17 protein-coding genes and 4 pseudogenes are annotated in these 24272 nt (G+C 51.9%); 6 read left to right on the top strand and 15 right to left on the bottom strand.

Features of this window, described 5'->3' with window-relative positions; translation table 11 throughout:
• The first annotated feature begins 44 nt into the window (after window positions 1-44).
• Window positions 45-380 (top strand): four-helix bundle copper-binding protein, encoded by a 336-nt coding sequence (locus tag ACOTX7_RS16770; RefSeq protein WP_421626137.1) that lies wholly within the window; start codon window positions 45-47, stop codon window positions 378-380.
• A gap of 447 nt (window positions 381-827) precedes the next feature.
• Window positions 828-1424, top strand: a pseudogene (locus ACOTX7_RS16765) (LysR substrate-binding domain-containing protein); the annotation flags it as partial.
• A gap of 41 nt (window positions 1425-1465) precedes the next feature.
• Here the strand turns inward: ACOTX7_RS16765 and ACOTX7_RS16760 are convergent.
• The 5 genes from ACOTX7_RS16760 to ACOTX7_RS16740 all read right to left on the bottom strand — a co-directional run bounded on the left by ACOTX7_RS16760 (window position 1466) and on the right by ACOTX7_RS16740 (window position 6180).
• Window positions 1466-2125: an SDR family oxidoreductase gene (locus ACOTX7_RS16760; protein WP_007897903.1), complete on the bottom strand. Its 660-nt coding sequence runs from the start codon at window positions 2123-2125 to the stop codon at window positions 1466-1468.
• Between the two features lie 294 nt (window positions 2126-2419).
• Window positions 2420-3256, bottom strand: coding sequence for a helix-turn-helix transcriptional regulator (locus ACOTX7_RS16755; RefSeq protein ID WP_023279881.1), 837 nt, complete (start codon window positions 3254-3256; stop codon window positions 2420-2422).
• A 75-nt stretch (window positions 3257-3331) separates the two neighbouring features.
• Window positions 3332-4183 carry a DMT family transporter gene (locus ACOTX7_RS16750; RefSeq protein ID WP_023279882.1) on the bottom strand — a complete coding sequence of 284 codons (852 nt, stop codon included), beginning with the start codon at window positions 4181-4183 and terminating at the stop codon, window positions 3332-3334.
• A 106-nt stretch (window positions 4184-4289) separates the two neighbouring features.
• Window positions 4290-5165 carry an MBL fold metallo-hydrolase gene (locus ACOTX7_RS16745; RefSeq protein WP_017384065.1) on the bottom strand — a complete coding sequence of 292 codons (876 nt, stop codon included), beginning with the start codon at window positions 5163-5165 and terminating at the stop codon, window positions 4290-4292.
• Window positions 5166-5247: 82 nt separating this feature from the next.
• The gene (locus ACOTX7_RS16740) at window positions 5248-6180 is read right to left on the bottom strand and encodes a LysR family transcriptional regulator (RefSeq protein WP_158002126.1); all 933 of its coding nucleotides are present in this window, start codon (window positions 6178-6180) and stop codon (window positions 5248-5250) included.
• Between the two features lie 260 nt (window positions 6181-6440).
• Between ACOTX7_RS16740 and ACOTX7_RS16735 the strand changes: the two are divergent.
• Both ACOTX7_RS16735 and ACOTX7_RS16730 read left to right on the top strand, forming a co-directional pair.
• Window positions 6441-7564 (top strand): annotated as a pseudogene (locus ACOTX7_RS16735) (alkene reductase).
• Window positions 7565-7659: 95 nt separating this feature from the next.
• The gene (locus ACOTX7_RS16730) at window positions 7660-7968 is read left to right on the top strand and encodes an ArsR/SmtB family transcription factor (protein WP_032415288.1); all 309 of its coding nucleotides are present in this window, start codon (window positions 7660-7662) and stop codon (window positions 7966-7968) included.
• A 546-nt stretch (window positions 7969-8514) separates the two neighbouring features.
• Here the strand turns inward: ACOTX7_RS16730 and ACOTX7_RS16725 are convergent.
• The 5 genes and pseudogenes from ACOTX7_RS16725 to ACOTX7_RS16705 all read right to left on the bottom strand — a co-directional run.
• Window positions 8515-9203, bottom strand: a pseudogene (locus ACOTX7_RS16725) (IS3 family transposase); the annotation flags it as partial.
• A 90-nt stretch (window positions 9204-9293) separates the two neighbouring features.
• Entirely contained in the window at window positions 9294-9722 is a 429-nt protein-coding gene (locus ACOTX7_RS16720; protein WP_017384060.1) for a hypothetical protein, read from the bottom strand.
• A gap of 3 nt (window positions 9723-9725) precedes the next feature.
• Window positions 9726-11843: a hypothetical protein gene (locus ACOTX7_RS16715; protein WP_017384059.1), complete on the bottom strand. Its 2118-nt coding sequence runs from the start codon at window positions 11841-11843 to the stop codon at window positions 9726-9728.
• A complete protein-coding gene (locus tag ACOTX7_RS16710; protein WP_007897920.1) occupies window positions 11831-13597 on the bottom strand; it encodes a hypothetical protein in 1767 nt (588 codons plus the stop codon). The genes ACOTX7_RS16715 and ACOTX7_RS16710 overlap by 13 nt, the downstream gene beginning before the upstream one ends.
• The gene (locus tag ACOTX7_RS16705; protein WP_007897923.1) at window positions 13584-14831 is read right to left on the bottom strand and encodes a tyrosine-type recombinase/integrase; all 1248 of its coding nucleotides are present in this window, start codon (window positions 14829-14831) and stop codon (window positions 13584-13586) included. Before ACOTX7_RS16705 ends, ACOTX7_RS16710 begins: the two co-directional genes overlap by 14 nt.
• A gap of 589 nt (window positions 14832-15420) precedes the next feature.
• Between ACOTX7_RS16705 and ACOTX7_RS16700 the strand changes: the two genes are divergently transcribed.
• A complete protein-coding gene (locus ACOTX7_RS16700; protein WP_223861955.1) occupies window positions 15421-16080 on the top strand; it encodes a hypothetical protein in 660 nt (219 codons plus the stop codon).
• A gap of 135 nt (window positions 16081-16215) precedes the next feature.
• Here ACOTX7_RS16700 and ACOTX7_RS16695 read toward each other — a convergent pair.
• Window positions 16216-17391: pseudogene (locus ACOTX7_RS16695) on the bottom strand (YgiQ family radical SAM protein); the annotation flags it as partial.
• Window positions 17392-17591: 200 nt separating this feature from the next.
• Between ACOTX7_RS16695 and ACOTX7_RS16690 the strand changes: the two are divergent.
• Window positions 17592-19067, top strand: coding sequence for a TrkH family potassium uptake protein (locus ACOTX7_RS16690; RefSeq protein WP_047355140.1), 1476 nt, complete (start codon window positions 17592-17594; stop codon window positions 19065-19067).
• Between the two features lie 34 nt (window positions 19068-19101).
• Here the strand turns inward: ACOTX7_RS16690 and ftsP are convergent, their stop codons facing one another.
• From ftsP to ACOTX7_RS16670, 4 genes are all read right to left on the bottom strand, one after another.
• Entirely contained in the window at window positions 19102-20514 is a 1413-nt protein-coding gene (ftsP, locus tag ACOTX7_RS16685; RefSeq protein WP_221256465.1) for a cell division protein FtsP, read from the bottom strand.
• A gap of 61 nt (window positions 20515-20575) precedes the next feature.
• Window positions 20576-21313, bottom strand: a complete 738-nt coding sequence (gene plsC, locus ACOTX7_RS16680) for a 1-acylglycerol-3-phosphate O-acyltransferase (RefSeq protein ID WP_003862497.1) — start codon at window positions 21311-21313, stop codon at window positions 20576-20578.
• Between the two features lie 162 nt (window positions 21314-21475).
• On the bottom strand, window positions 21476-23734 hold the full coding sequence (parC, locus tag ACOTX7_RS16675) for a DNA topoisomerase IV subunit A (protein ID WP_006811968.1): 2259 nt from the start codon (window positions 23732-23734) through the stop codon (window positions 21476-21478).
• 118 nt (window positions 23735-23852) lie between these two features.
• Window positions 23853-24254: a YgiW/YdeI family stress tolerance OB fold protein gene (locus ACOTX7_RS16670; protein ID WP_039274438.1), complete on the bottom strand. Its 402-nt coding sequence runs from the start codon at window positions 24252-24254 to the stop codon at window positions 23853-23855.
• Between the last annotated feature and the right edge of the window lie 18 nt (window positions 24255-24272).

Raw genomic sequence — 24272 nt, 5'->3', positions numbered from 1 at the left:
GAAGATGCGTGATCTGATCCTTCAACTCAGCAAAAGTTCGATTTATTCAACAAAGTCTAGACGAATACAAAAAATGCATCGAAGCCTGTTATCTATGTGCAACGGCATGTGATAACTGTGCGGCTTCGTGTCTCGACGAAGAGAATCTGGAGATGATGCGCGAGTGCATAAAACTGGATATGCAGTGTGCAAATATCTGCCGTCTTGCAGCTCAATTCATGACACTAAATAGCGGGTCTGCCCAGGATCTTTGCCGTCTTTGCGCTGATGTTTGTCAGAAGTGCGGTGACGAGTGTGGAAAGCATGAACATGACCATTGTCAGGATTGCTCAAGCGCTTGTCATCACTGCGCCGAACAATGCAGAAAGATGGCCGCCTGAGAAAAACTCAAATTACCAAACCCGCTTCGGCGGGGTTTTATATTCCCGGTAATAAGTCGTAGAAGGATGAGATAGATGAGTTTAAGAGTACGGGCGGGAAATAGATCTACTCGAAAGTACTAGCCTCAATGACAAATTCTGGCACAGATTATTTGATTGGCTCAATGTCCGTTTTCGCTGACAGCGGACTGCACCCCGCCGGGGTGACCGCTTCGTGCCAGAATTGGACGTTTCCAAAATCTGCATGCACTAATCGGTGGAGAGCAGATCTCACTGCATAGCCATGCAGACGCGCAGAAATCATCAGGGGCGTTTGAAAGGTGCCGGAAACAGGCGGGAGGCCGCAGAAACGTGCTGAGGGCGCCTGCGGCGGTGCGCCCAAGGGTTGTTATGTTTAATATGGCAGAACTTTCCTGTCGCTATCATTTTGACGCCCGCTATTCGCTCATAGATATGCCTGTCGCGTTTGCGGCTTTACTTGTTATACCCAACCTGCCTGATTTTTATCGCCAGCATCCCGGAATTGAAATTATCCTGAGCAGCTCAGACCGCCGACGGAATATGCTGCATGATGGCCTGGACTGCATACTGAGGGTGGGGGAGCTGGACGATGGCGACTATATCGCAAAGGAGGTGGGAACCGTTAAAATGACGACCTGCGCCAGTCCTGCGTATCTTGATCAACACGGCACCCCGGAAACAATGGACGAGTTGCAGCAGCATCAGGCCGTCAACTGGATTAACAGCAGCAACAGACAAGTTATGCCCTGGACATTCGGGACGTCAGAGGGCTCCACCGAAATTGAACTTCCAGGCAGGCTTGTCGTGGATAACTCAGAAGCCTACATTGCAGCAGGCCTGGCGGGGCTGGGAATACTACAGGGCATGAATATTTTTTTGCAGCCTTATCTCGATCGCGGGCTGTTGGTAGAGGTTCTGCCAGATAATACGTCCCCGAATCGCAAACTGTAACTTCTGTATCCGCACCGCCATCTCTCCCGAAAAGTACGGGCGTTTACCGACTGGCTGGAAAGTTTATTGTAAACGCCTGGGGGCCTGCAGCCTGCTGGTACGTGCGCTGCCTTTTATCGGCCCGCCAGCTTCTGTATGGCTTCACGGACAGGAGCATCGCCAGACGTCAGCTCAATGATGACGCGGCTGACGGCAGGTTGCTCAATGAGTTCAGCCAGCGTAGCCGCCACGTCATCACGGGGCACGTTACCATACGGGATGGCCAGGCCGGCACGTACATAACCCGTACCAGTCTTATCCTGCAGCGCGCCGGGGCGCAGGATCACCCAGTCAAGCTCGCTTTGTGCTAGTTCCACATCGGCCATTTTTTTAACACGCATATAATTTTCGAATGATTCAGAAGTGGTTTCTCCCCGTGCGGACTCCGGGAATGCAGAAACGAGCAGAAAGCGAGACACACCGGCACTGAGGGCGGCAGCTACCGACTTTTTCAGCCCTTCGCCGTCGACCGCATTGGTCATCTCCTGTCCCCCCTTACCGCCGGCACCGGCAGTAAACACCACTGTATCACTACCTGCAAAGTGCATCGCCAGCGCAGCTGCATCCAGCTCTGTCAGGCTCCCACTGACGGGCTCAGCACCCAGCTCGCCTAGCAATGCCTGCTGCTCTGGCTTACGGTAGAGGGCACGAACAGCATGCCCCCTACCTGAAAGGATCCTGCACAGACGCTGGCCGATTTTGCCTGCACCACCGATAATGAAAACATGAACCACAGTTGTCTCCTTCTGGGGTTATGATGTGTCCGAAATTATAACCTGACATCAGGTCAGTTCCTTTGAGCCTGACCGATTGCACTGCATGCTGCTGCCAGCACCAGACAGCTGGTCAGATACTCAGTTGTTCTTATAGCTGAGAACAACAGCCGTACCGATTTAGCTCTCCCGTCACGATGAGAACTCCTGAACCGGTTACACGCAATGCCGGCCAATATCTTCCGTTATATTCGAAAGATCCACGCAAGTTACTGAAGTGCGAGGGACGCAATGTGTACCTTGAACGAACTGAAGTCAGCGGAACCCTGAAGGTTCGATTCCATAGCGTTCAGAAAACTGCTTGCTGAAGCTCGATAGTGAATTGTAACCCACCCGCCCCGCGACCGTTTTTACCGGCAGCGTCGATGTCATCAGCAGGCGGAGAGCCTCCGCGATACGTGCATCGGCGATAACTGAGCGTAAGCTGGTTGACTCACTGGCCAGGTGGCGCCGAAGCGTGGGGCCACTGAGTCCCGTCAGATCTTCAATTTCAGCAGCACTCCAGGGATGAGCCGGTTTGTCCGCTACCATCTGACGGATTTTCATGGCCAGACTTGGCTGCCGGGCTCGCAGCAAAGCATGGTATCCCATGCCATAAAGCCAGAGCACCACTTCAACCATGGCGTGCAGGGAAAGCGGACGCTTCCCTTCCCGCATTGCGGCTGTCCAGCGGTTAAGGGGTGAAAGAAGAGCTGATACGGAAATGGCTGCGATGCTGCCGGTGTCCTGTGGTGGTGGTGCGGCAAGTAACAGCCTGGCTGCTTCAAGCTGTTCCTCCGCGAGCACCACGCTCAGGGCAACAAACTCACCACTTTGTTCTGAAGGGGCATATTCTATATCGATGCTACGGGCATTCGGGACGACCATAATCTCGCCCGGGATCACCCGGTGCCATTTCTCATTTTCACGATACCGGAATTCTCCTTCCAGCGGGAAGGAAAGGGTCGCACCTTCCACCTCGAACTTCTTTACCTGATGCGTCTGTTCTGCGCGAAGGCAATCGCAGGGAAGTGGAAAACGGGAGCGTGCCAGGGTAAGAAGCTCAGCGAGGAGATCATCAACGGGAGAATCGGAAAAGCTGACTGTTTGCATATTCATCCGGAATTTGACTTTGACCGCTATTATACGTCGCCATATACAAAAGCATACAGCGACGCGTGCGGTTGTCTATTCCCGGATGACAAAAATCAGGCCGATTATAGTTATTGCCATACCCACAAGCATGGGCAATGTAATGGCCTCTCCAAACAGCAACCACGCTTCAGCTGCCGTGAGAATGGGAACCAGGTAAAAGTAAGTAGCGACTTTGGTTGCTTCACCGCTTCGTATCATAAAAATCAGCAACATAATCGCCAGAACCGATACGCCAATAACCAGCCAGCCCAGACCCAGCGCAAATGATAAGCTCCACTGCGTCGGAGCAGATTCGAACATCAGGCTAATTGCACCCATCGATATTGTCAAAGTGACGTACTGTAAAAACGTGTTCGCAAAGATATGTCCATCTCCCTGAGCACGGCGCTGATAAAGCGCTCCGATCGTTACGCCAAATAACCCCAGCATGACCGACCCAAAAGCCACAGGATCCAGTGCAAAACTATGCTGGCCTGGCGAGAGCACCAGGAAAACGCCCGCAAAGCCAATCGCAATACCCAGCCATTTCCGGGGATGCAGGGACTGACGGTGCATGAGTGAAACCAGTATTGCAGTCAGTACCGGCTGCAGGCCGGTGATGAGCGCCACAATGCCTGACGGCATGCCACGATGGATGGCATAAAAGCATCCGCCCAGAAAGAAGCTCTGCAGGAAAAGTCCGACAATCAGGTTGCGAACCATTCCTCTGCCGGACGGAAAACGGGCCCTGAACCCCAGTGTAAGCAGCAGAAGGACCAGACAGGAAAATGCGCCACGCAGGAATAAAAGATGAAACGGCGCGCTGTACTGCACGGTAAATTTGGCTGCGACAAACCCTGACTCCAGAGGAATACAAAAAGCCAGGGCGCAAGAGTAATGAGCCATTTTTTTGTGAGGCAGTGATATTCATAGTATTGCAGGTGGGTTCTTGTCGGGCGATATGAAAGGGGATCTTCCCGGTCACTATTGTGTGCACCGGGAAGGAAGGTGATCAGACTGCGGGTGACCACAGGTCGTAATTCAGTGCGAAGCTGTTACCTTCACGGATAACCTTACCGGTAGTAGGCAGGTTGAAGTGCATACCACTGACAGCCAGGTTATCGCTCGCTGCGCGGTCAAGCACTTTGCTACGGATGGCCGCCGCCGCCGCAGGATCGCTGTCGAACGCGATAGTAACGTCAGGCTGAGCAACCTGAATGTGCGGGAAGTGAACAATATCACCCCAGATGAGCAGCGACTCTTTTTCATCACCCAGCAGATAACCGGTATGTCCTGGTGTATGGCCGAACAGCGGTACAGTCTGAATACCTGGTAAAATCGCTTCCTCGCGGAATGGCACCAGTTTGTCGTCATAAGCGCTGAAGGCGTTCCTTGCTACTTCAAAGAACGGCTTGAATGCGTCAGGCGCGCCAGCGGAAATGGTTTCATCACGCCAGAAAGCGAGTTCTTTCTCATGCACAAACAACTGCTGAACATTGCGGAAAACGGGAGTCTGCAGGGGGCCTGCAAGCCCGCCGATATGGTCAGGATGCGCGTGAGTCAGGAGAAGGGTATCAATCTGAAGCGGGTCAATGCCTGCCGCGGCCAGGGCTACCTGAAGCCGACCGCCCCAGCCATTGATACCTCCGGCACCACTGTCAATCAGGATGGTTCGCTCAGGCGTCTGGATAACGTAGACGTTGATATTAATACGGGGTACTGCTGGCACACCGCGCTTCTGCAGTAAATCCTCGGCACGTGAGCCGTCAATACCAGACAGCAGCTCAAAAGATACGTCCAGATAGCCATCACTCAGCATGGTCACAGTCATGTCACCTACTTTTTTGCGATTGATAGCCGGGGCCTGCCAGTTCAGTTGTGAAGTCATATTGGTCTCCGTTACGATTAGAGGTCATCAGGTTTTACTTTAGCAATAGTAACGAAATTTCTGGTTCGAACTGCTCATCCTGCTACGTAAACCGCTCATTCTTAAAATCCGGAGCACAGCAGGTTATATTGCTTTTGCCTTTCTCATGTAAGGTGTCGGTATTATCTTTACCGGAGCCTGTAATGGACATTATTGGAATTATCATGTCGGCGGGAAAAGCCTCTGACCAGTCCTCAAGCACCCGACAATAGTGTCCCGCCTCAATCCCCGCCAGGGCAGAAGACTCCGGCAGGTAGGCCAGGCCGTAGCCATCTTTTACTGCCTGAAGCATTGGATAAATGCTTGAAAAAGTAAGCTGCCCGTCCACTTTTTTCACAATCTCCCCCTGCCTGACAAATTCCCAGCCATACAGCGGGCCTGTGGGTGACAGACGTATATTGATGCAGTCATGTTTTTCCAGCTGAGAGGGATGTAGCGGCAGACCTCTTTCTGCAAGATAGGTGGACGATCCAATGACGACAAACCGTATGTCCGGTGCGATTCGGACGGCCACCATATCCTTTAATATGTCATCACCAATTCGGACTCCGGCATCAAAATTGCCCTCAACAATGTCGACAAAACCGTTCTGCTGCGACATTTCCACCTTGATATCCGAATATTTTTTTAGTAACGGTGACAATCGTGGCCAGAGACATTCATGAATCATGTGATCTGATACCGTAAGTCTGACCAGCCCAGCCGGTGTATGGCGCAGTCTCTGAAGAGCTGTCACGCCCGCTTCAATGCGCGCAAGACCGGGTTCAAGCGTCAGTAATAATTGTTTACCGGCTTCGGTGACAGCCACCCGCCTGGTTGTACGCATAAGTAACGGCATGCCAACGCGCTCCTCGAGACGACGTATCGTGTGTGAAAGCGTGGATGCCGAGATCCCGAGGCGGACAGCAGCCCGTGAAAAACTGCACTCCTGTGCTACTGCCATGAATGCAACATAGTCATTAAAATCGTGACGCATACCGTTCCCGTTCAGGATCTCCGATAACATTATCAGAACCATTTAGGTTCATGATGCCGATTCTGTGAGCCATCAGGCAACCCCCCCGTTCCGCTCATCCGATCATAATTTTTATAAATCTAGATATTGGTAAATCTCAATATGTGGAATAAAGTGTCGTGGTTCTGCGGCTACATCGGCCGAACGACGACATGCCAGGTCGTAAATGCTGAGACATGGCGTTTCAGTGATATTGAAAATTCGCTATATCAGGATATGTAATGAAGACGAAAAACCTGTTCTCTCCCACCAGACAGGTCCCTACACCCTGAAGAATCGTGTTGTACTTCCGCCTTTAACCCGCTCACGGAGCTCACAACCGGGTGATATTCCGAACGAACTGATGGCTGAATATTACGCACAGCGCAGCAGTGCCGGGTTTATGGTGACCGAAGGAACACAAATCGAACCTCGTGGGCAGGGTTATGCGTGGACCCCGGGGATCTACAGCTCACGGCAAGTGGAAGGCTGGAAGAAAGTGACGCGGGCAGTGCATGAAAAAGAAGGCATCATTTTTGCCCAGCTCTGGCATGTCGGAAGAGTATCCCATAACTCCCTGCAGCCATGTAACGCCTCGCCTGTCGCTCCGTCGGCGATACCGGCAGGGGAAAACGTTAAGGTATTCATCGAAACCGGGCCGGGAGAGGGTGCGCTGGCTACCGCTTCCTGCCCCCGCGCACTGGAAAAAGAGGAAATTAGTGAGATTGTCAGGATGTACGCCGGGGCAGCTCAGAACGCCCTTGATGCCGGTTTTGACGGTGTGGAAATTCACTGTGCAAATGGATACCTGGTTAACCAGTTCATGTCATCCCATAGCAACAAAAGAGAGGATGAATATGGTGGCTCATTACATAACCGGCTGCGGTTTCTGCGCGAAGTGACGCAGGCTGTCGCTGATGTGGTCGGTAAAGACCGTGTGGGAGTCCGTTTTGCTCCGCTCTTTCAGACCACGGATGAAGTAAGGGTCTATCTTGGCCTGGTGGAAGATGATCCCCATGAAACCTATACCGAAGCCGTTAAAATTCTTGAAGAAATCGGAATAGCCTATATTTCTCTTGCTGAAGCCGACTGGGATGATGCTCCCGAATTGCCTGAAGCATTCAGAGCTGAAGTCCGTAAGTTATTCAGCGGTGTAATTATGTATGCCGGGCGATATACGCAAGAAAAAGCCGAACGGATTATCGGTGCTGGCTGGGGAGACATTATCGGATTTGGCCGCCCGTTCATAGCTAATCCGGATTTACCGCAGCGCCTTTATCATGAATGGCCACTGAATCCGGTCGATCCAACAACCATGTATGGTGGAACGGCAAAAGGCTACACAGATTATCCCGCCTTTGGCTAACCATTCTTATGAGCATCAGCTTTTCAAAAGCTGATGCTTAACGTAGAGAAGTATCGTAACATTGCAATTCCTCAATGCGACAAGTGACAGAGTTTATGCCTGATATTGATTTGAATGACGTGATTAAGGCGCTGGGAAACCCTGTTAGAAGAAAAATTCTGCATATGCTCAAGGAACCGAAAATACACTTCCATCAGCCTTATGCTGATGCGGACGAGTTCGGTGTGTGTGTCAGTATCATTCAGGAAAAGGTCGGGCTCTCACAGTCTACCGTTTCTCTTTACCTCTCAGCTCTTCAACGGGCACAACTTGTTACTTCTCAGCGCATCGGTCCCTGGACGTACTACAAACGTGACAATGATAAAATAAGGGTTGTTCTTGAGTTGCTGAAAAATACAATCTGATACAGGACTGAGCACATTCAGTGTAACAGTACCGGGGGTTCGTACTTGCGATCCCGGCAGGCATTCCATGAAAGCGCACTAATTCCTCAATATCAGGCTGCAGACCGGTCATAAGAGGCTAATAGTTTTGCAAAATATCCACCAGTTTGGGTCAAATCACTCTGTCGGTTGGTGTGCATACTCGGTGCAAGGACCTGCAGATATTTAAGATGGCGGATAGCTTGTTACAGTGCCGCTGATGACATTCCGACCCTGTTGCCGTCCGGGTAAGATAATACCTCTGACAGCGGTCATAAAAGCCCAACATAATTGTCTTTCGAGCCATATATTAATCGCTCATTGCGCTCTCTTTTTCGAAGAGGTGTCACTTAATCATGATCGGTCAGTACAAAAAGACAGTGCTTTTCCAAATTCCGGACGGTTGTATGCGAAAACGGTGAAGCTCAACAAATGGTGTCATCGCTGTGCAATGCTCTGCGGGCTCATTCTTTCAGTTAACTGTTTGGTTACAGCTTCAATGAAGTATTTCAGTTAATTCACAGCGAGGGTTTGAGGAAACCACGCTGTGATTACCCAACGCTCATCCGGAGCATCCGGATTGAACTGTCGCTGGAGCTTGTTGGGCGACACGATACTGGCCTCGCCTTTACATGCCCTCGGGCTCCGGTATCCGACCTGAGCCTTTATCCCGACACGTTTCATCAGTCGCCAGACTCTGTTCACTCCGCACTGTTGCCCGCTGTCCCGCAGATCCAGATGGATTTTGCGATAACCATAGACGCATCCCGATTCCAGCCAGAACTGTTTAATCTGTCCTGTCAGTCTCAGGTCTGCCTGATGGCGTTGTGAATGCGGCTGCTGAAGCCAGGCGTAAAAACCACTGGGATGTTCATCCAGCACCCGACAGAGCAGGCGAACAGGCCAGCAATAGGTGTTGTCACGAATAAAGGCGTACCTCAGTCGGACAGCTTTGCGAAGTACGCCGCGGCTTTTTTTAATATGTCCCGTTCGTCGGTAACCCGCTTCAGCTCTTTCTGAAGACGGCGGATCTCGGCCTGAGCATCTGACTGTTCTTTATTAGTGGAAGAATCCGGACCGTAGTTCTTTATCCAGGCGTAAAGGCTGTGGGTGGTGATATCGAGACGCGTTGCAACGCTGGCAACAGAATAACCGCGATCAACAACCTGTTTGACTGCTTCAATTTTAAACTCTTCAGGATAACGCTTACCGCTCATGGGCACCTCTCTTTAAGTCATCTTAAATGACTCTGAGGTGTCTGTTAAACCTGTGGCGATTCACCTCGCGTCCTTCCGTTCAGTATAGCCTCAGTCCCTGACACCACCCGAGAACGGAATGACGTCCCCTTTCTCCCTCCCGGTGTTGCGTTCAAGCTCCCTGACATACTGCTGTAAAAGTATAAGGTTATGTAACAGCTCTACATTTTCAGCCATCATCTTTTTGATTTCTTCCCTCAGCTCATTTCTCTGACGGCGATACTTTTCTTTCAGCTTGATCTGCTGCTCAATGCCCTGCTCATCAACCGGCGCGGTGCCCTGGCACGTTTTTTTCAGACTGCGGATAGCCTCCCTGACCTGCCTGTACTCAGGACAGTTATAATTCAGGGTGCCGTTTGCCAGCCCCGCTCGTTTTTCCACAGCATACTGGCTGATACGCTCCCCTGATAACATCAGTTCCCTCAGGGCCTGCTCTGCTCTTGCCTGTGTTTTTTTAACCCCCGACTGTTCGTTCGTCATGCTCTATTCATCCTTTTCAAAAAAACGGACAGCATCTGCATAAAAATCTCTCTCAAGCATCAGAAAATCCCTGTCAGCCTGAGGAGCATTATTTCGCACGGCAATCTCCAGAAGGTTGTCATAATGAGCCATCCTGCGTTTCCACACGGGAACAGAATCAGCTCCGGCCAGCATGTTCTCACATCCCGGATTGCAGGACGCTGACTGAACAACCGCCTTAAACTCGCAGTCATGGCCATTCATGCAATAAAAACCGTTTCCAAGAGATACCAGTTTTTGCCCGCCTCGTTTAGCCATGCTCATCGCTTTTTTCAGTGTAGGAAACGTCATCTGATGTAAGTGCCCACCTCTCTGGGACATCAGTAACTTCCCGCCTTCGCCATAAAGCAGGCCTTCATGCTGATAAGAAACAGCCCTGGAAGCTGAGAGTTCGGTATCAACCCTCTCAATCTCGGCAGCGAATGCCTGAGGGATCGCCCGGCTAAAATGCGAAGCGTTGAGTGCACCGGACATATACCACTCCGTCATGCCTCTGATTAAGTGCTTAAACTGCCGGATAAGATCATTAGTAGAAATCAGATCAAGACGCCTGAGGTGTACAGCAAGTGAACGGCGAAACTGATGGGTTCGCAATGGCCAGAAAGCCCCCTCCCGAATCTCCATCGCAACGCGTTCATCATCACGTATGTTTGGATTTAAAAGCCTGAACTCATCAATATGGTCACGTCGGATGAACAGATGGTGTCTTTTCACAAATTTCTTTGCCCACTCAGTCTGGCGCTGCGTCCCCATAAAAGAGAGTTTTTGCTCCGAGAACCACGACCTGATATTTAAAGACAATGGAACATTGTCCAGCGTCTTCCCGTCCAGGCCTGTCATGATTTGATTAATTCTGCGTAAATGCTGAAAAGGCTTTTCCACATAGCGACAAACAACCCAGTCTTCGTGACTTCCACCTTCCGGGGCGAACTTATGCAACACCGAACGAAGTCCCAGGATATCACCATCATAAATCAGTGAACCGTGCATCACGCCAAGCACTTCGCTGTGTCTCATCCCCGACATGGCCTGTATCACATTCATGACTTTTAACGTCAGCTCAAAATGCCAGGTGTTCAGCTTTATGTGATCAACGCCAATAAAATCAGATCTCCAGCGCTTATTTTTATGTACCGAGAACCAGCCCTGCATCCCGGGGCCAAGTGTCGCGAAAAGCGCCCGAATTTCCCCGGCAACAATATTGTAGTAATACGCGGCCCGGTAATCCGGTATGCTTTTTGCTGTCCCTCTTTTACGGGCTTCCAGCATCGACGTATAGTAAGGCGAATCATAAAAACCGTTTATGATAGCGCACAGCCGGGAAAACCCGTCAAAATCGAAATCACTGATTTCAGCATCCAGTTCAGTAATCAGCCCTTCCCAGACAGACATCATAAGACTGAAAGGCATACAATATGTCTGGTTTGAATCATCCACACTGTTGTAACTGTCGAAGCTAATATCAGGAAAGTAACCGTATTTTCGAAGACGGGTATGACCTGTCAGCGAGATATCCGCCAGGTCCATAAAGTAATTACGTAATGTTCTTTCAGAACGCTTCCTGCCGTGCTCATCCTCCTCCTTCATCTTTACAATGAAAGCATTCCGGACAAGCGGAAAACGAAGCTGAAACAGACTGCGATACCCCATAGACTCAATAATACGGGCTCCCGCCACAATGTTTGCACATTTCCGGATCAGGGACTGCGTCTTCGCGGTCCTGCCGACAATCCAGAGCAGGCTGGCTGAGATGATTTTGGCTTCAAGACGCAGTTCAGGATCCCGTATGCCTGAAAAATTAACGGTTCTTAACGTTTCACCAATATGGGTTCTGACATAGCGATTGGTCCAGACATCATCCCTGAAATAAATATTCAGCGTCTCCTCATTGATAAAACGCATATCATGTTCATCTGAGCTGGCGATAACCAGGCAGTTATTCAGACGTTCAAAGCTTTTGTTTTCTAGTGCCTCACAGATGATATCCTCAGTCGGAAACTCATCCCCTGAACGAAGCGGCGTTCCGGCAGGAAACTCCGCCATTCGACTACGGCTTACCTCTTTTTTCTTCAAATCTGCCATACCGGAGCCACACCTTCTCGCTGAAGTTTAACGCGCGCTTTTTTCAGGGTCGCCTCATCTACCAGCCCAAGCCGTAAATCAATCTTCAGGAGTAACGTTTCATAACGCTCCACAGCATTGACCGAACCGATGTACAACGGTTTTCCATACTCGATAGCATGCCTGAATGACAGCAGGAGCCATACAGACTCCAGCGTTTCCACAACGCAACTTTTTGAACATTCGACACAATGAGAAAAATCCGCACAAGCCTTTGGTGTCCGGCCAAATCGTTTTTGCTTTTTTATAAAGCGCAATTCAATATCTGTAGGCGGCTCCTGCGATCGACATCCCAGGCCATTCAATAAAAGATCCACACCCTCATCGCTTCCACGCAGATCGATCCCCAGCTCATCAGCAACTTTTACCCGCTCGGATAACGCACGTGTCGCAATCCCCTGATTCATAAGCGTATCAAGTGCAGCACTGAAGTTTTCCTTCGCCCCCTGTGGGTTACCTGCAGCATAATTCCGCCTGTAAGTGCCCCAGTTATGCTGTGCTTTTTCCGCCGTAATCAGACCATTCTTTAATGTTCTGTCCGTATACTGCTCAGACGTTTTGCGCAAGCCAGAAACGGTAATTGATGGAAGCGAGGGATTAAGCTGCCGCATCGTGGCCCACGCCCCCTCAGAGTTAGAAAATTTAGTCAGATGACTGGGATTAAGAGAATAAAGCTTACGGAATTTCACCTGCGGCTCACTCAGAAACAGCGCCTGTACCGGAGGGAAGTTATCTGCGGAAACCAGATAGTTAACGATGTCGTCCCTGAGCCTGATAAAAGACAGAAACCAGTAATAGCCCGCACGTTTGGTCACATACTCCGATTTACCTATCGTCAGACGTATATACTTATTCGCTCTCCCCTTATAAACATAATCAGTGCTGATACCCTTTTCATCCAGATGTATATCATCCCGCGTCAGACCCAGAACCTGAGAGGTGTTTCCCCATGTGTGGTAACAGAACAGAAAAAAAGAAGTAAGAAAGTAATTTTCCAGAACGTCCCTGATGATGATCTCTGCCCTGCTGACCCCGTTCTCTCCCGGATACCGGAAATACGCTTCATAAACAGGTGCCAGCAAAGACGGTGAGAAATGCCGCACCCCTTTTTCCGATTTAGCGATATGCTCCCGGATACATCCCGCAAGGAACTCATTCATGGATGACAACTGCCTCAGGATCTCGGAAAGTTCATTCCTGGTATAGCTATCCCTTCCCTGCTGCTGATACGTTCCTTTCGGTAAGAATTCATATTCATACCGCCTCTGAATCTGCCCGCCCGTAAGCAAAAACCGGTTGACCACGGACAAGTAGTGTCTTGCCATCCTGACTGAAATTTTTCGCCGACGAATATCGTTCATGAGATGTTTAATATACATTTCAACGCCTTCAGCCGTGCCATAGTCATACTGATTGACTGACTGCCATATAAAAAACATATTGAGATAACGGAAAATGGTTAACCTTCCGGCGGGACGGTAAGACAGAAGAAATCGTTTCAGAGAGGCAATAAAATCGCGTTTTTCAGGGCGGGCAAGATGCGAATGTTCACTAAACCATCCGGGGAGCAACACATAATCTGAAAAATGAGCCTGAAGATAAACGTCAAGTAAATAATATCGGTTCAGATCCCGCTGAGTGATGTGTCCGCTGACCGTCTCCCATGACAGCACATTTTCGGCCATCCACGTTATCTGCGTTTCACTCCGGCTCATATATGGCTCCATCGCGACCTGCAGCACCGTCAATCAATGCGTCCATGACCCCGGCGACTGCATCAGAAATCTGGTTTTGCTGAAGAAAGACGATGTATTTCATCGTCGTATTTTCGCTTTTATGGCCCATCCAGTATTTTACTGTACCCAGCGCATTTGCGGCCTGATCGGGATAGCAACTCAGTGCCGAGCGTAAAAAATGGGTCGCAAACGTTGCCCGCAAATCATGGGGTTTATGTCTGAACACATTTCCCGGAGCAGACCGGGCCAGGCGATGGCGAAAACTGTACCAGCGGGAGTAAAAGGCTTTTTCAGACATCCGTTTCCCGTTTGCCATTAAAAATAAAGGCTCGTGCCGCCCTTCCCCACCCTGTCGTGCACGCCATTTTTGGATCTTCTTTTCATACTCCTCATCCGCCAGATAATCCAGAACCTGCTCGTACAATCGTCTGGTGATGAAGAGTTCTCGCGTCATCCCAAACTTCGTATGAACTCCGCATCTCGGACCAATATGAAGCCCCCTGATGGTCAACTCAGATACAGGGACACTGGCAAGGTACTCTTCAGTAAAGAGTGACGACGGCAGGGTCAGCATTTCATCCAGCCGTAACCCACAATTTTTCATCAGCACAATCATTAAACTGAACAACCCGGACTCAGATTTCAGTGCCTCATCCAGGATATGAACCTCTGCATCATTCAGTGGGTTGATTGTCCTTTTTGTTGTGCTGGTTATCCTGATGGCAAGATCCGAACTTATCACCTTGCGTCGCCCGTCAACGACTTTTTCGACCAACGTAAAAAATGAGCTGGCAGCCAGCTCACCACACTTGCCCAGAAATACGTAAAACCGTCGGATAACGCTGATGTACACCGCCGCGGTGGATGAGGCGATGCGCCCCTGCCTTACGGCCCCCAGAAGATACTCCCTGAAGCCATATGTAGGGCTTTGGTATTTCAACGTTCCCGGGGTGAAAGGGTCAAGTCCGTTATCCTCCAGCCACCTTATCCAGCGTAAAAATGCCCGGGCTAAAGGCTTTAAATCCCTGGCCTGCAGGATAGCTTTATCCATAAGATAAAAGTGTACATATCGGCTCAGTTTTCGATTCTGGATGCCGCTAATATAAGGTATTTCAGCATACAGAAATCCGGGTTCAAATTTCAGTTTCGGCTCTGTTGCATCCAGTTTGCTGACACGCCCATAACGCGCATGAATGTTAGTGATTATCCTCACAGTCTGTCGCCCTGAAACGCCACCTCATGCCTACACTATAAATCCGGAAGAAGAAAAAACAAACAACCAGGTTGCCGGGAGTGAATATGCAAATCAGGAGGAAAGTAAAAGATGTAACGACACCATCACGATGCAATACATTGACCTCAACACGTTACCCGGACCATACGTGATAAACATCACAAATCCTTTGAGTGAAGAACTTAAGATGTGATTTTCATTTCCCGGCACAAACCGTGCCCTTAAAAAACAGGCAACGGATACATCTTAATGCCAGAAGTAAACCTTAATTGATTGAATACAGCCTGAGTCCATTGCAAAAATAACACACAGGGTAAATTCGCATATACAGAACCCAACGAAAAGCAAAAGAAACCTGTAACACATTTCGTTTACCTGTCACTTTCAATTGTAAAAGCCAGCAGAAAAAGCGCATATAACTATATTTATCCCTGCGGGGACTTTTGTTTGTGCTATATATTTTTTACAGAGAACCGCAACGCGTCCAAACACAAGAATATATTTACCTCTGGAAAATGGTCTGACTCCCTTTCACGTGGTTGTAGTGACCTGTTCTGTGATTCATGTAATGTCTTTTCTGGATGAGGAAAATATGTCATCACTGATATTTTATACAGACGAAGCACAAGCACTGATTGTAACAGATACCCTTGCCGTCACCGATAATGGGGAGCCGTTATCTTTTGTTTCCAAAGCAGGTTACATCCCCCAGCTAAGAACCATCATAGCAGGTACGGGGGCAGGTGGATTTTCTAACACCTGGTTGCTTGAAGCATCAACCAGAATGGTCGTATCAGGTATACAAAATCTCAATTATCATACATCGGCCTGTCTAAGGAGGCTGTGGAAACAATACAAGCATGACCATGCAATTCCCTCTTCTTCAACGGTGACAACCAGTGTTTATCAGTTCGCAATTTGCGAGGAAACAGGAAATATCGTTTCGTTCGCCTATCGCTCAGTCCATGATTTCGAATCAGAGCAATTACAATACGGAACAGGAGTAAAACCTGAGTGCCAAATCCTGGATGGGGATTTGTTGCAGACAATTCCTGTAATGATGAATGAACAAAGGGCTATACAGGCGACATACTCACACCCGGAACGGATCCATATTGGCGGTGAGATGATTGCGCATTATCTGACATCATCTATGTATCAATGCTTTAAGATTGGGGAATTTGAGGATTTCAGAACTCAGGGAGAGTATATATTGAGCAGGATTTAGGCAAAACGCGGTTCAGATAAAGTGCTTTTAACAGGCTTGCTGAACATTAAAAGGATATCTCTCAATTACGATGAATAGCTTGAATTCTAAAAATAGAAAAGTAGAGTTTAACTCTAAATACATAAAAACAAGAGTAAAGGAGCACCCGCCGAAGCAGCCGCGCATGATGTTGACCGAGAAACGGATCATTTCGTACGCCGGAATGCGGCTGTTGCCATATGACGGATGCGGTACACGCTTGTACGGCAGGGCAAATACGCTGTCCATCTCTTCGGTAGAGAGCGGGATCGCTGGCGGGTTTACCCAGATATAGCGCTCACCGTGCTTTTGCATGAGCGCTCGCGCACAGCCCGGGTTGGTTTCATGGTGCAAAATGCGCGACGCGTGGGCGTAGAGCACTTTATCGCTTTTTACTTTTTTATAGGACGGCAGCAGCACATAGGTTTTTTCCCACGGCTTCGGACGCGGCGGCTGCACCACCACGGCCTTTGCTTCCGCTTTCTTCGGCTCAACCGGTTTGTTATCCGCGCACGGCAGATCTTCACCATACGGATGCGGGATAGGGTCGATTTTGCCCGGCATATCGATAATGCGGGAATCCACCCCGCTCCAGCCCGGCAGCGCCTCTTTTACCATGATCGCGGTGTTGCGTACGTCGCGGATCTCGCTGACCGGTTCGCCCTGGGCCAGTCGATGTGCCACTTCCACCAGCGGACGCTCACCGTTGCCAAAGATCAGCATGTCGGCTTTCGAATCCACCAGCACCGAACGGCGCACGGTGTCAGACCAGTAATCGTAGTGTGCGGTACGGCGCAGGCTCGCCTCAATGCCGCCCAGGATCACCGGTACGTCTTTCCATGCTTCTTTGCATCGCTGGGTGTAGACGAGGGTCGCGCGATCGGGACGTTTACCCGCCACGTTGTCGGCGGTGTAAGCGTCGTCATGGCGCAGCTTACGGTCAGCGGTATAGCGGTTGATCATCGAGTCCATGTTGCCCGCGGTCACGCCGAAGAACAGGTTAGGCTTGCCCAGACGCATAAAATCGTCTTTGCTGTTCCAGTCAGGCTGGGAGATGATCCCCACGCGGAAGCCCTGGGCTTCAAGCATACGGCCACAGATCGCCATGCCAAAGCTCGGGTGATCGACATACGCATCACCCGTCACCAGAATGATATCGCAGCTGTCCCAGCCCAGTTGGTCCATCTCTTCCCGGGACATCGGCAGGAAGGGCGCCGGTCCAAAGCAGGCCGCCCAGTACTGGGGCCAGGAGAAGAGGTCGCGATCCGGCTGGATCAGGGAAATTGCGCTCATAATGCTTCCGAAGAAAAAATAGACAAAAGGAGCGGGATTATACGCTGTTACTCCGCCGGATTTGAAGAAAAGGTTGCTGGATGAAGACAGAAAATCGCGAAAGCCGTTAAAATACAGCGCACTGTTATTTTTGCATCATAATCACCTCTCACCCTTTCGGTTCTTAGCCGCCGGAGGGCATTCTGGCGTGGAGTGTTTTTGTGAAGTTCAACGATTCGTTAAATGTGTCCCAGCTGCGGGTTGTACTTCATCTCTGCGGTTTTCTGGTTCTTCTGTACAGCCTGTCCATGCTTCCGCCAATGGTTATCGCGCTGCTGAATAAAGAACGGACCTATTTTGCTTTCCTGACCACCTTTATCACGTTTTTTAGTCTCGGTGGCCTGATATGGCGGGCAACCCGTCACGCGGGAATTCAGCTACGCACGCGCGACGGTTTTGTGATTATCGTCCTGTTCTGGCTGCTGTTTTCCGTTATCAGCGCCATGCCCTTATGGATGGACGACGGTCTGCATCTCTCTTTTGCTGACGCGCTCTTTGAGGGCGTATCCGGGATCACCACCACGGGGGCAACGGTGATTGGGGACGTCAGCGCCCTACCCAAATCCTATCTTTATTACCGCGCTCAGCTCAATTTCATTGGCGGGTTGGGGGTTATCGTTCTCGCCGTCGCGGTACTCCCGCTGCTGGGCATCGGGGGCATGAAGCTGTACCAGTCAGAAATGCCCGGCCCGTTCAAGGAGGAGCGTCTTACTCCCCGGCTCGCCGATACCGCGCGTACCCTGTGGATGACCTATTTAGCGCTGGGGCTGATCTGCACCCTGGCATACTGGCTGGCGGGGATGTCCTTTTTTGACGCCGTCTGTCACGGGCTTTCCACCGTATCGCTGGGCGGGTTTTCCACCCGCAGCGAGAGCATCGGATTTTATGACAGCCACGCAATCGAGCTGGTTGCCGGGGCCTTTTCCCTGCTCTCCGCCATTAACTTCACCCTCTGGTATGTCGCCATCGTCAGACGCACCCTGAAGCCTCTCCGCCGCAGCCCGGAGGTAAAATTTTTCCTGACCACCGCGTTCGTCATTATTCTCATCACCGCGTGGCAGGTCTGGCATGCCGGGATGTACAACGTGACCGACAGCCTGGTGCATGCCTTCTTCCTGGCCAGCTCCATGATGACAGATAACGGCCTCTCAACGGGCGATTATGCCCAGTGGCCAGCGCACACCATCTTTCTGCTCTTAAGCGCCAGCTTTTTTGGCGGCTGCGTAGGCTCAACCTGCGGCGGTATCAAGGCCCTGCGTTTTCTGATCATGTCTAAACAGTCTGTTCAGGAGCTAAATCAGCTGGCGCATCCCCGGGCGCTGCTGAGCATCAAGGTAGGCAAAAGCGTGGTAAACGAACGTGTCCTGCGATCGGTATGGAGCTTCTTTTTTCTCTATGTGACGATCACGGGCCTTTTCGTCTGGATGCTCAATCTGATGGGCTACGATCTGTTTACCTCTTTCGCCACCGTTGCCGCCTGTATCAATAATATGGGGCTGGGCTTTGGCGAAACGGCGTCAACGTTTGGCACGTTAACAGAGGGAGCGAAACTGCTGATGTGCGCGGCGATGATCCTGGGGCGTCTGGAGATTTATCCGGTACTGATCCTGTTTTCGCGCTTTTTCTGGCGGGCATAGCGCATTCCCGGCACACCGGGAATGCTGAGGGGGGTTACGGTGCCGGATTCACCAGCATCTGCCCTACCGATCCCCTGTCCATCATCTCCAGCGTCTGGCTGTGGAACAGGAACGGGAAGTGCGGCCAGGAAGGCTGACCATAATAAACCAGCAGCTCTACCTGTCCATCCACCCAGACGGTGTCTTTCCAGCCCCTGTCTTCCGGGAACGGCATCGCCCCGTTGACGTTGCGGATCAGGAATGACACCCCTTCAATATGGAACGACTGCGGCATCTCCGAGCGGACGGTCCAGCGCTCCCAGGTTCCCTGCTGGGCGGTGATATCAATGCGGTTAACGTCCCACAGCGCGCCGTTGATGCCCGGATCGTCGCCCAGGCTGATATCGCGACTGCGCACTGCTGGCCCGGTCACGATCTCCTGTGGCAGCAGGCGCATCGGCAGGCTGTCGGTCACCAGCGGCAACAGGCCCGTTGGACGCAGCGTCAGCACCAGCGTGGAAACCAGAATGCTCGACGGTTCAAAGAATCCGCGAATGCGGTCAACAATGCTTGCCGCTTCGCCGCAGGTCACGGACACTTCATCCCCGTTGGTCATATCCACAAGGATTTCACGACGTTCACCCGGCGCCAGCGCCAGCTGTTTCACCGACACCGGCGCCGGTAATAACCCTTGATCGCCTGAAATCACGTGCAGCGCGCGGCCGTCGCTCATCTGCAACTGGTAGCGGCGCGAGTTTGAGGCATTCAACAGACGCAGGCGCACCCAGCCACGAGACACTTCGACATACGGGCTTTGCGCGCCGTTAACCAGCAGCGTATCGCCCACAAAGCCACCGCTGCCCGGCTCGTTGTATTCCGGCGTACCAAAGTTATCCAGGCGCTTGTCCTGAATAATGATCGGGAAATCATCGACCCCGTAGTGATTCGGGATCGGCAGCGTTTTGCTGACCTCATCTTCAATCAGCCACATCCCGGCCAGGCCGTTATAGACCTGCTGAGCGGTGCGGTTCGGGGTGTTGGCGTGATACCACAATGTTGCCGCGCTCTGACGAATCGGGAGGACGGGTGCCCAGTCGGCATTCGGCGACATCATGCGCGCCGCGCCGCCAATCAGCGGACCCGGCACCTGCAAACCACTGACGGTCATCGCGACATTTTCCGTCGTACGGTTACTGTAGATGAGCTTAACGTCATCGCCATTCCACACGCGAATGGTCGGCCCAAGGTAGCGTCCGTTTATGCCCCATACCTGCGCGCGCGTGCCCTGGGTAAAGGACCAGTGGCTACGCTGAAGCGTGAGGAATAGCGGCTGTCCGCGACGGGATTCAATCAACGGCGGAATAGGCAGCGGCTGTTGCTGCCCGGCGGCGCTGGCTGTCCGCGGCATCGCACCCGCACAAAGGGCGATACCCGAAGCCTGAATAAACTGACGCCGACTGAGTGACATATAAGCTCCATCTGAAACGACTAACAACGCGGGAATTCGTTTTCCCTTAAACGACACCGGGTTAAATCTTACCGGCGGCTTCTCGCTCTGCAACTTCTTTATCGAGCTGCGCAATGTGCTGAGCCATCAGCTCGCGGCAGTGCGTGGCCAGCTCGCGCACCTGGTCTTTACCGTATTTAGAGGTATCCACCGGTGGCAGCATTTCGACAATCACCAGTCCGTTATTCAGACGGTTAAGATTAATCTTATTCGATGTATTGGAAACACACACGGGAATAATTGGAACGCCCGCCGCAATTGCAGCATGAAACGCACCGGTCTTGAACGGCAGCAGGCCGCGACCACGGCTGCGCGTCCCTTCCGGGAACATCCAGATTGAGATCCGGCGCTTTTTAAACTGATCCACCACTTCCGCAATGGTGCCATGCGCTTTGGCGCGGTTGTTACGGTCAATCAGCAAATTACCGGTGAGCCAGTACAGCTGGCCGAAAAACGGGATCCACAGCAGGCTCTTTTTACCCACGGTTACGGTCGGCGGAAGAACAATATTGGAGGCCGTCACCATATCGTAGTTGTTCTGATGGTTAGCGATATAGATGGCGTTACCGAAATTCTCCGCCCCTTCAGGCAGACGCTTTTCAACCTTCAGGCCAAACAGCGGCGCAAGACGACCAAACATGTGGCCAAACGTCGCAACATGTTTTGGGTTACGCGGGCTGAACAGGCAGTAAATCGATCCGAAAATACAGACCAGAATGCAGTAAATAACGGTAAGAATGAGACGAACAATGTATAGCATAGCGACCTCTGAAGCCCTGACAGCTGACAATTATACTTCACCTGTGGCCAGGTAAGGACTTTATTACGAGCGCGTATTGTTAATCGCAACGCACGAATTAACAACGTTTTTACGGGAAATTTTATGGTAATTCCCCCTCCGGAAAGAGGGGGATGAAACAGGTTACTCTTCGCTGTCGTCCGCTTTGCTGCGCGTCGGGGAGTCGATCTCCACGCGGTCGATGCGCTGGAGGCCGCGCATCAGTGAGCCGCGACGTCCACGCTCACCCACCACCTTCTGCAACTCTTCCGGGCGTAGCTTGATCTTACGCTTGCCGACATGAATGGTCAGGGTGCTCTGCGGCGGCAGCAGGAAGAGATGCGCGAGGCTATCTTCGCCTTTTGCCGCTTCCGCAGACGGGATATTGATGATCTTGTTGCCCTTCCCTTTCGACAGCTCCGGCAGATCGCTGACCGGGAACATCAGCATACGTCCGGCAGCGGTGATCGCCAGCAGCATGTCGCTTTCGTTCTCGATGATCAGCGGCGGCATGACGTGTGCGTTATCCGGCAGGCTGATCAGCGCTTTACCGGCACGGTTACGCGACACCAGATCGTTAAAGGTACAGATAAAGCCGTAGCCCGCATCGGACGCCATCAGCAGTTTTTGATCGTCGGCTTCCATCAGCATGTGGTCAACCGTGGCACCCGGCGGCAGCGTCAGCTTACCGGTCAGCGGCTCGCCCTGGCCGCGCGCAGACGGCAGCGTGATCGGATCAATAGCGTAGCTGCGGCCCGTGGAGTCGATAAACGCCACCGGCTGGTTGCTCTTGCCTTTTACCGCCGCCTTGAAGCTGTCACCGGATTTGTAGCTCAGGCCCGGCGCGTCAATATCATGGCCTTTGGCGCTACGCACCCAGCCGCTCTGGGAAAGCACGATGGTCACCGGCTCGGACGGCAGCATGTCGTGCTCGTTCATCGCCTTCGCTTCTTCGCGCTCGTGCAGCGGAGAACGACGGTCGTCGCCAAAGGCGTCGGCATCGGCCTGCAACTCTTTCTTCAGCAGGGTGTTCATCTTGCGCTCGGACGCCAGAATCGCCTGAAGCTGATCGCGCTCTTTTTCCAGCTCGTTCTGTTCACCGCGGATCTTCATCTCTTCCAGTCTGGCGAGATGGCGCAGTTTCAGTTCGAGGATCGCTTCGGCCTGGGTTTCGCTGATGCCAAAGCGCGACATCAGGGCGGGCTTGGGTTCGTCCTCGGTACGAATGATCTCGATCACTTCGTCAATGTTGAGGAACGCCACCAGCAAACCTTCGAGAATATGCAGGCGCTTAAGCACTTTTTCCAGACGATGGTTCAGACGACGGCGCACCGTATCGCGGCGGAAGGCCAGCCATTCGGTGAGGATCTCCAGCAGGTTTTTCACCGCCGGACGACCGTCCAGACCAATCATGTTCAGGTTGATGCGGTAGCTCTTTTCCAGATCGGTTGTGGCGAACAGGTGGTTCATCACCTGCTCCATGTCCACGCGGTTAGAGCGCGGCACAATCACCAGACGGGTCGGGTTCTCGTGGTCCGATTCGTCGCGCAGGTCGTCCACCATCGGCAGCTTTTTATTGCGCATCTGGGAGGCGATCTGCTCCAGCACCTTCGCACCGGATACCTGGTGCGGCAGCGCGGTGATCACCACGGCCCCGTCCTCTTTGGTCCACACCGCACGCATACGCACGGAGCCGCGACCGTTCTGGTAAATTTTGCGGATTTCCGCACGTGAGGTGATGATCTCGGCTTCGGTCGGATAGTCCGGCCCCTGCACGATATCCAGCAGTTCGTCCAGCGAGGTTTTCGGCTGCTCAATCAGGGTGATGGCGGCTTTTGCCACTTCACGCAGGTTGTGCGGTGGAATGTCCGTTGCCATACCCACGGCGATACCCGTCGTGCCGTTCAGCAGGATGTTCGGCAGACGCGCAGGCAGCATTTTCGGCTCCTGCATCGTACCGTCGAAGTTTGGCACCCAGTCAACCGTGCCCTGTCCCAGCTCGCCCAACAGCACTTCGGCATATTTAGACAGACGGGATTCGGTATAACGCATCGCCGCGAAGGATTTCGGATCGTCCGGCGCACCCCAGTTCCCCTGGCCATCCACCAGCGGATAGCGATAAGAGAACGGCTGGGCCATCAGCACCATCGCTTCATAGCAGGCGCTGTCGCCGTGCGGATGGTATTTACCCAGTACGTCACCGACGGTACGGGCGGATTTTTTGAACTTGGCGGTGGCGTTCAGCCCCAGTTCGGACATCGCATAGACGATGCGGCGCTGAACGGGCTTCAGGCCATCCCCGATAAACGGCAACGCCCTGTCCATGATGACGTACATAGAGTAGTTCAGGTAGGCGTTTTCCGTGAATTCATGTAGCGCGAGGCGCTCTGCCATATCGCTCATTACGTGTGATTCCTCAACTCAGAAACCGATGGGTTTCAGGCAATATTGCCGCAGATACTACCTCATCTGGCGAGTTGAGTCACAAAGAAAAAGGGCCGCTCATGCGGCCCTTTCCGGGTTATTTGTTCAGCTTGATAACCTGCTTCACGTCGATTTCAAACTCGTTCCAGTCTTTATCGATTTTACCCTGGAGTTCGACTTTATCCTGTGGCGTCACCGTCACGCCATTCCAGCGCTTGTGGTCGATCTCCACCACCACCGTGCCGCTTTCATCGCGGAAGGTGTAACGGTCATCGGACAGGCGCTCGGTAATATTACCGCGCAGTTTCACCCAGCTGTCGTCTTTCATATCTTTGACTTTAGCCGCGGTGGTGAGGTTGGCGTTGTTATCGACAAAGCCACCCTGCTGGGTATGCGTCTGGTTCTGTGTCGCAGATGGGCCAGAGAAGCCGCCCTGTGCAGCAAAGACAGGGGCCGTGGTCATCATCATGATGGCAGCAATTGCAGCGAATTTTTTCATCTTTATCTCTCCCTTTAA

It is taken from the genome of Enterobacter cloacae complex sp. IR5418, from assembly GCF_049238105.1.
Classification (GTDB): domain Bacteria; phylum Pseudomonadota; class Gammaproteobacteria; order Enterobacterales; family Enterobacteriaceae; genus Enterobacter; species Enterobacter hormaechei.
The sequence above is the reverse complement of the archived record's forward strand: the minus strand, read 5'-3'. Positions and strand labels throughout refer to the sequence as shown.

Bases quoted from the DNA above. Each gene is read 5' to 3' on its own strand.
- ACOTX7_RS16755 (WP_023279881.1), bottom strand. From the start codon at position 3,256: ATGCAAACAGTCAGCTTTTCCGATTCTCCCGTTGATGATCTCCTCGCT.
- ACOTX7_RS16750 (WP_023279882.1), bottom strand. From the start codon at position 4,183: ATGGCTCATTACTCTTGCGCCCTGGCTTTTTGTATTCCTCTGGAGTCA.
- ACOTX7_RS16745 (WP_017384065.1), bottom strand. From the start codon at position 5,165: ATGACTTCACAACTGAACTGGCAGGCCCCGGCTATCAATCGCAAAAAA.
- ACOTX7_RS16740 (WP_158002126.1), bottom strand. From the start codon at position 6,180: ATGCGTCACGATTTTAATGACTATGTTGCATTCATGGCAGTAGCACAG.
- ACOTX7_RS16730 (WP_032415288.1), top strand. From the start codon at position 7,660: ATGCCTGATATTGATTTGAATGACGTGATTAAGGCGCTGGGAAACCCT.
- ACOTX7_RS16720 (WP_017384060.1), bottom strand. From the start codon at position 9,722: ATGACGAACGAACAGTCGGGGGTTAAAAAAACACAGGCAAGAGCAGAG.
- ACOTX7_RS16715 (WP_017384059.1), bottom strand. From the start codon at position 11,843: ATGGCAGATTTGAAGAAAAAAGAGGTAAGCCGTAGTCGAATGGCGGAG.
- ACOTX7_RS16710 (WP_007897920.1), bottom strand. From the start codon at position 13,597: ATGAGCCGGAGTGAAACGCAGATAACGTGGATGGCCGAAAATGTGCTG.
- ACOTX7_RS16700 (WP_223861955.1), top strand. From the start codon at position 15,421: ATGTCTTTTCTGGATGAGGAAAATATGTCATCACTGATATTTTATACA.
- ftsP (WP_221256465.1), bottom strand. From the start codon at position 20,514: ATGTCACTCAGTCGGCGTCAGTTTATTCAGGCTTCGGGTATCGCCCTT.
- plsC (WP_003862497.1), bottom strand. From the start codon at position 21,313: ATGCTATACATTGTTCGTCTCATTCTTACCGTTATTTACTGCATTCTG.
- parC (WP_006811968.1), bottom strand. From the start codon at position 23,734: ATGAGCGATATGGCAGAGCGCCTCGCGCTACATGAATTCACGGAAAAC.
- ACOTX7_RS16670 (WP_039274438.1), bottom strand. From the start codon at position 24,254: ATGAAAAAATTCGCTGCAATTGCTGCCATCATGATGATGACCACGGCC.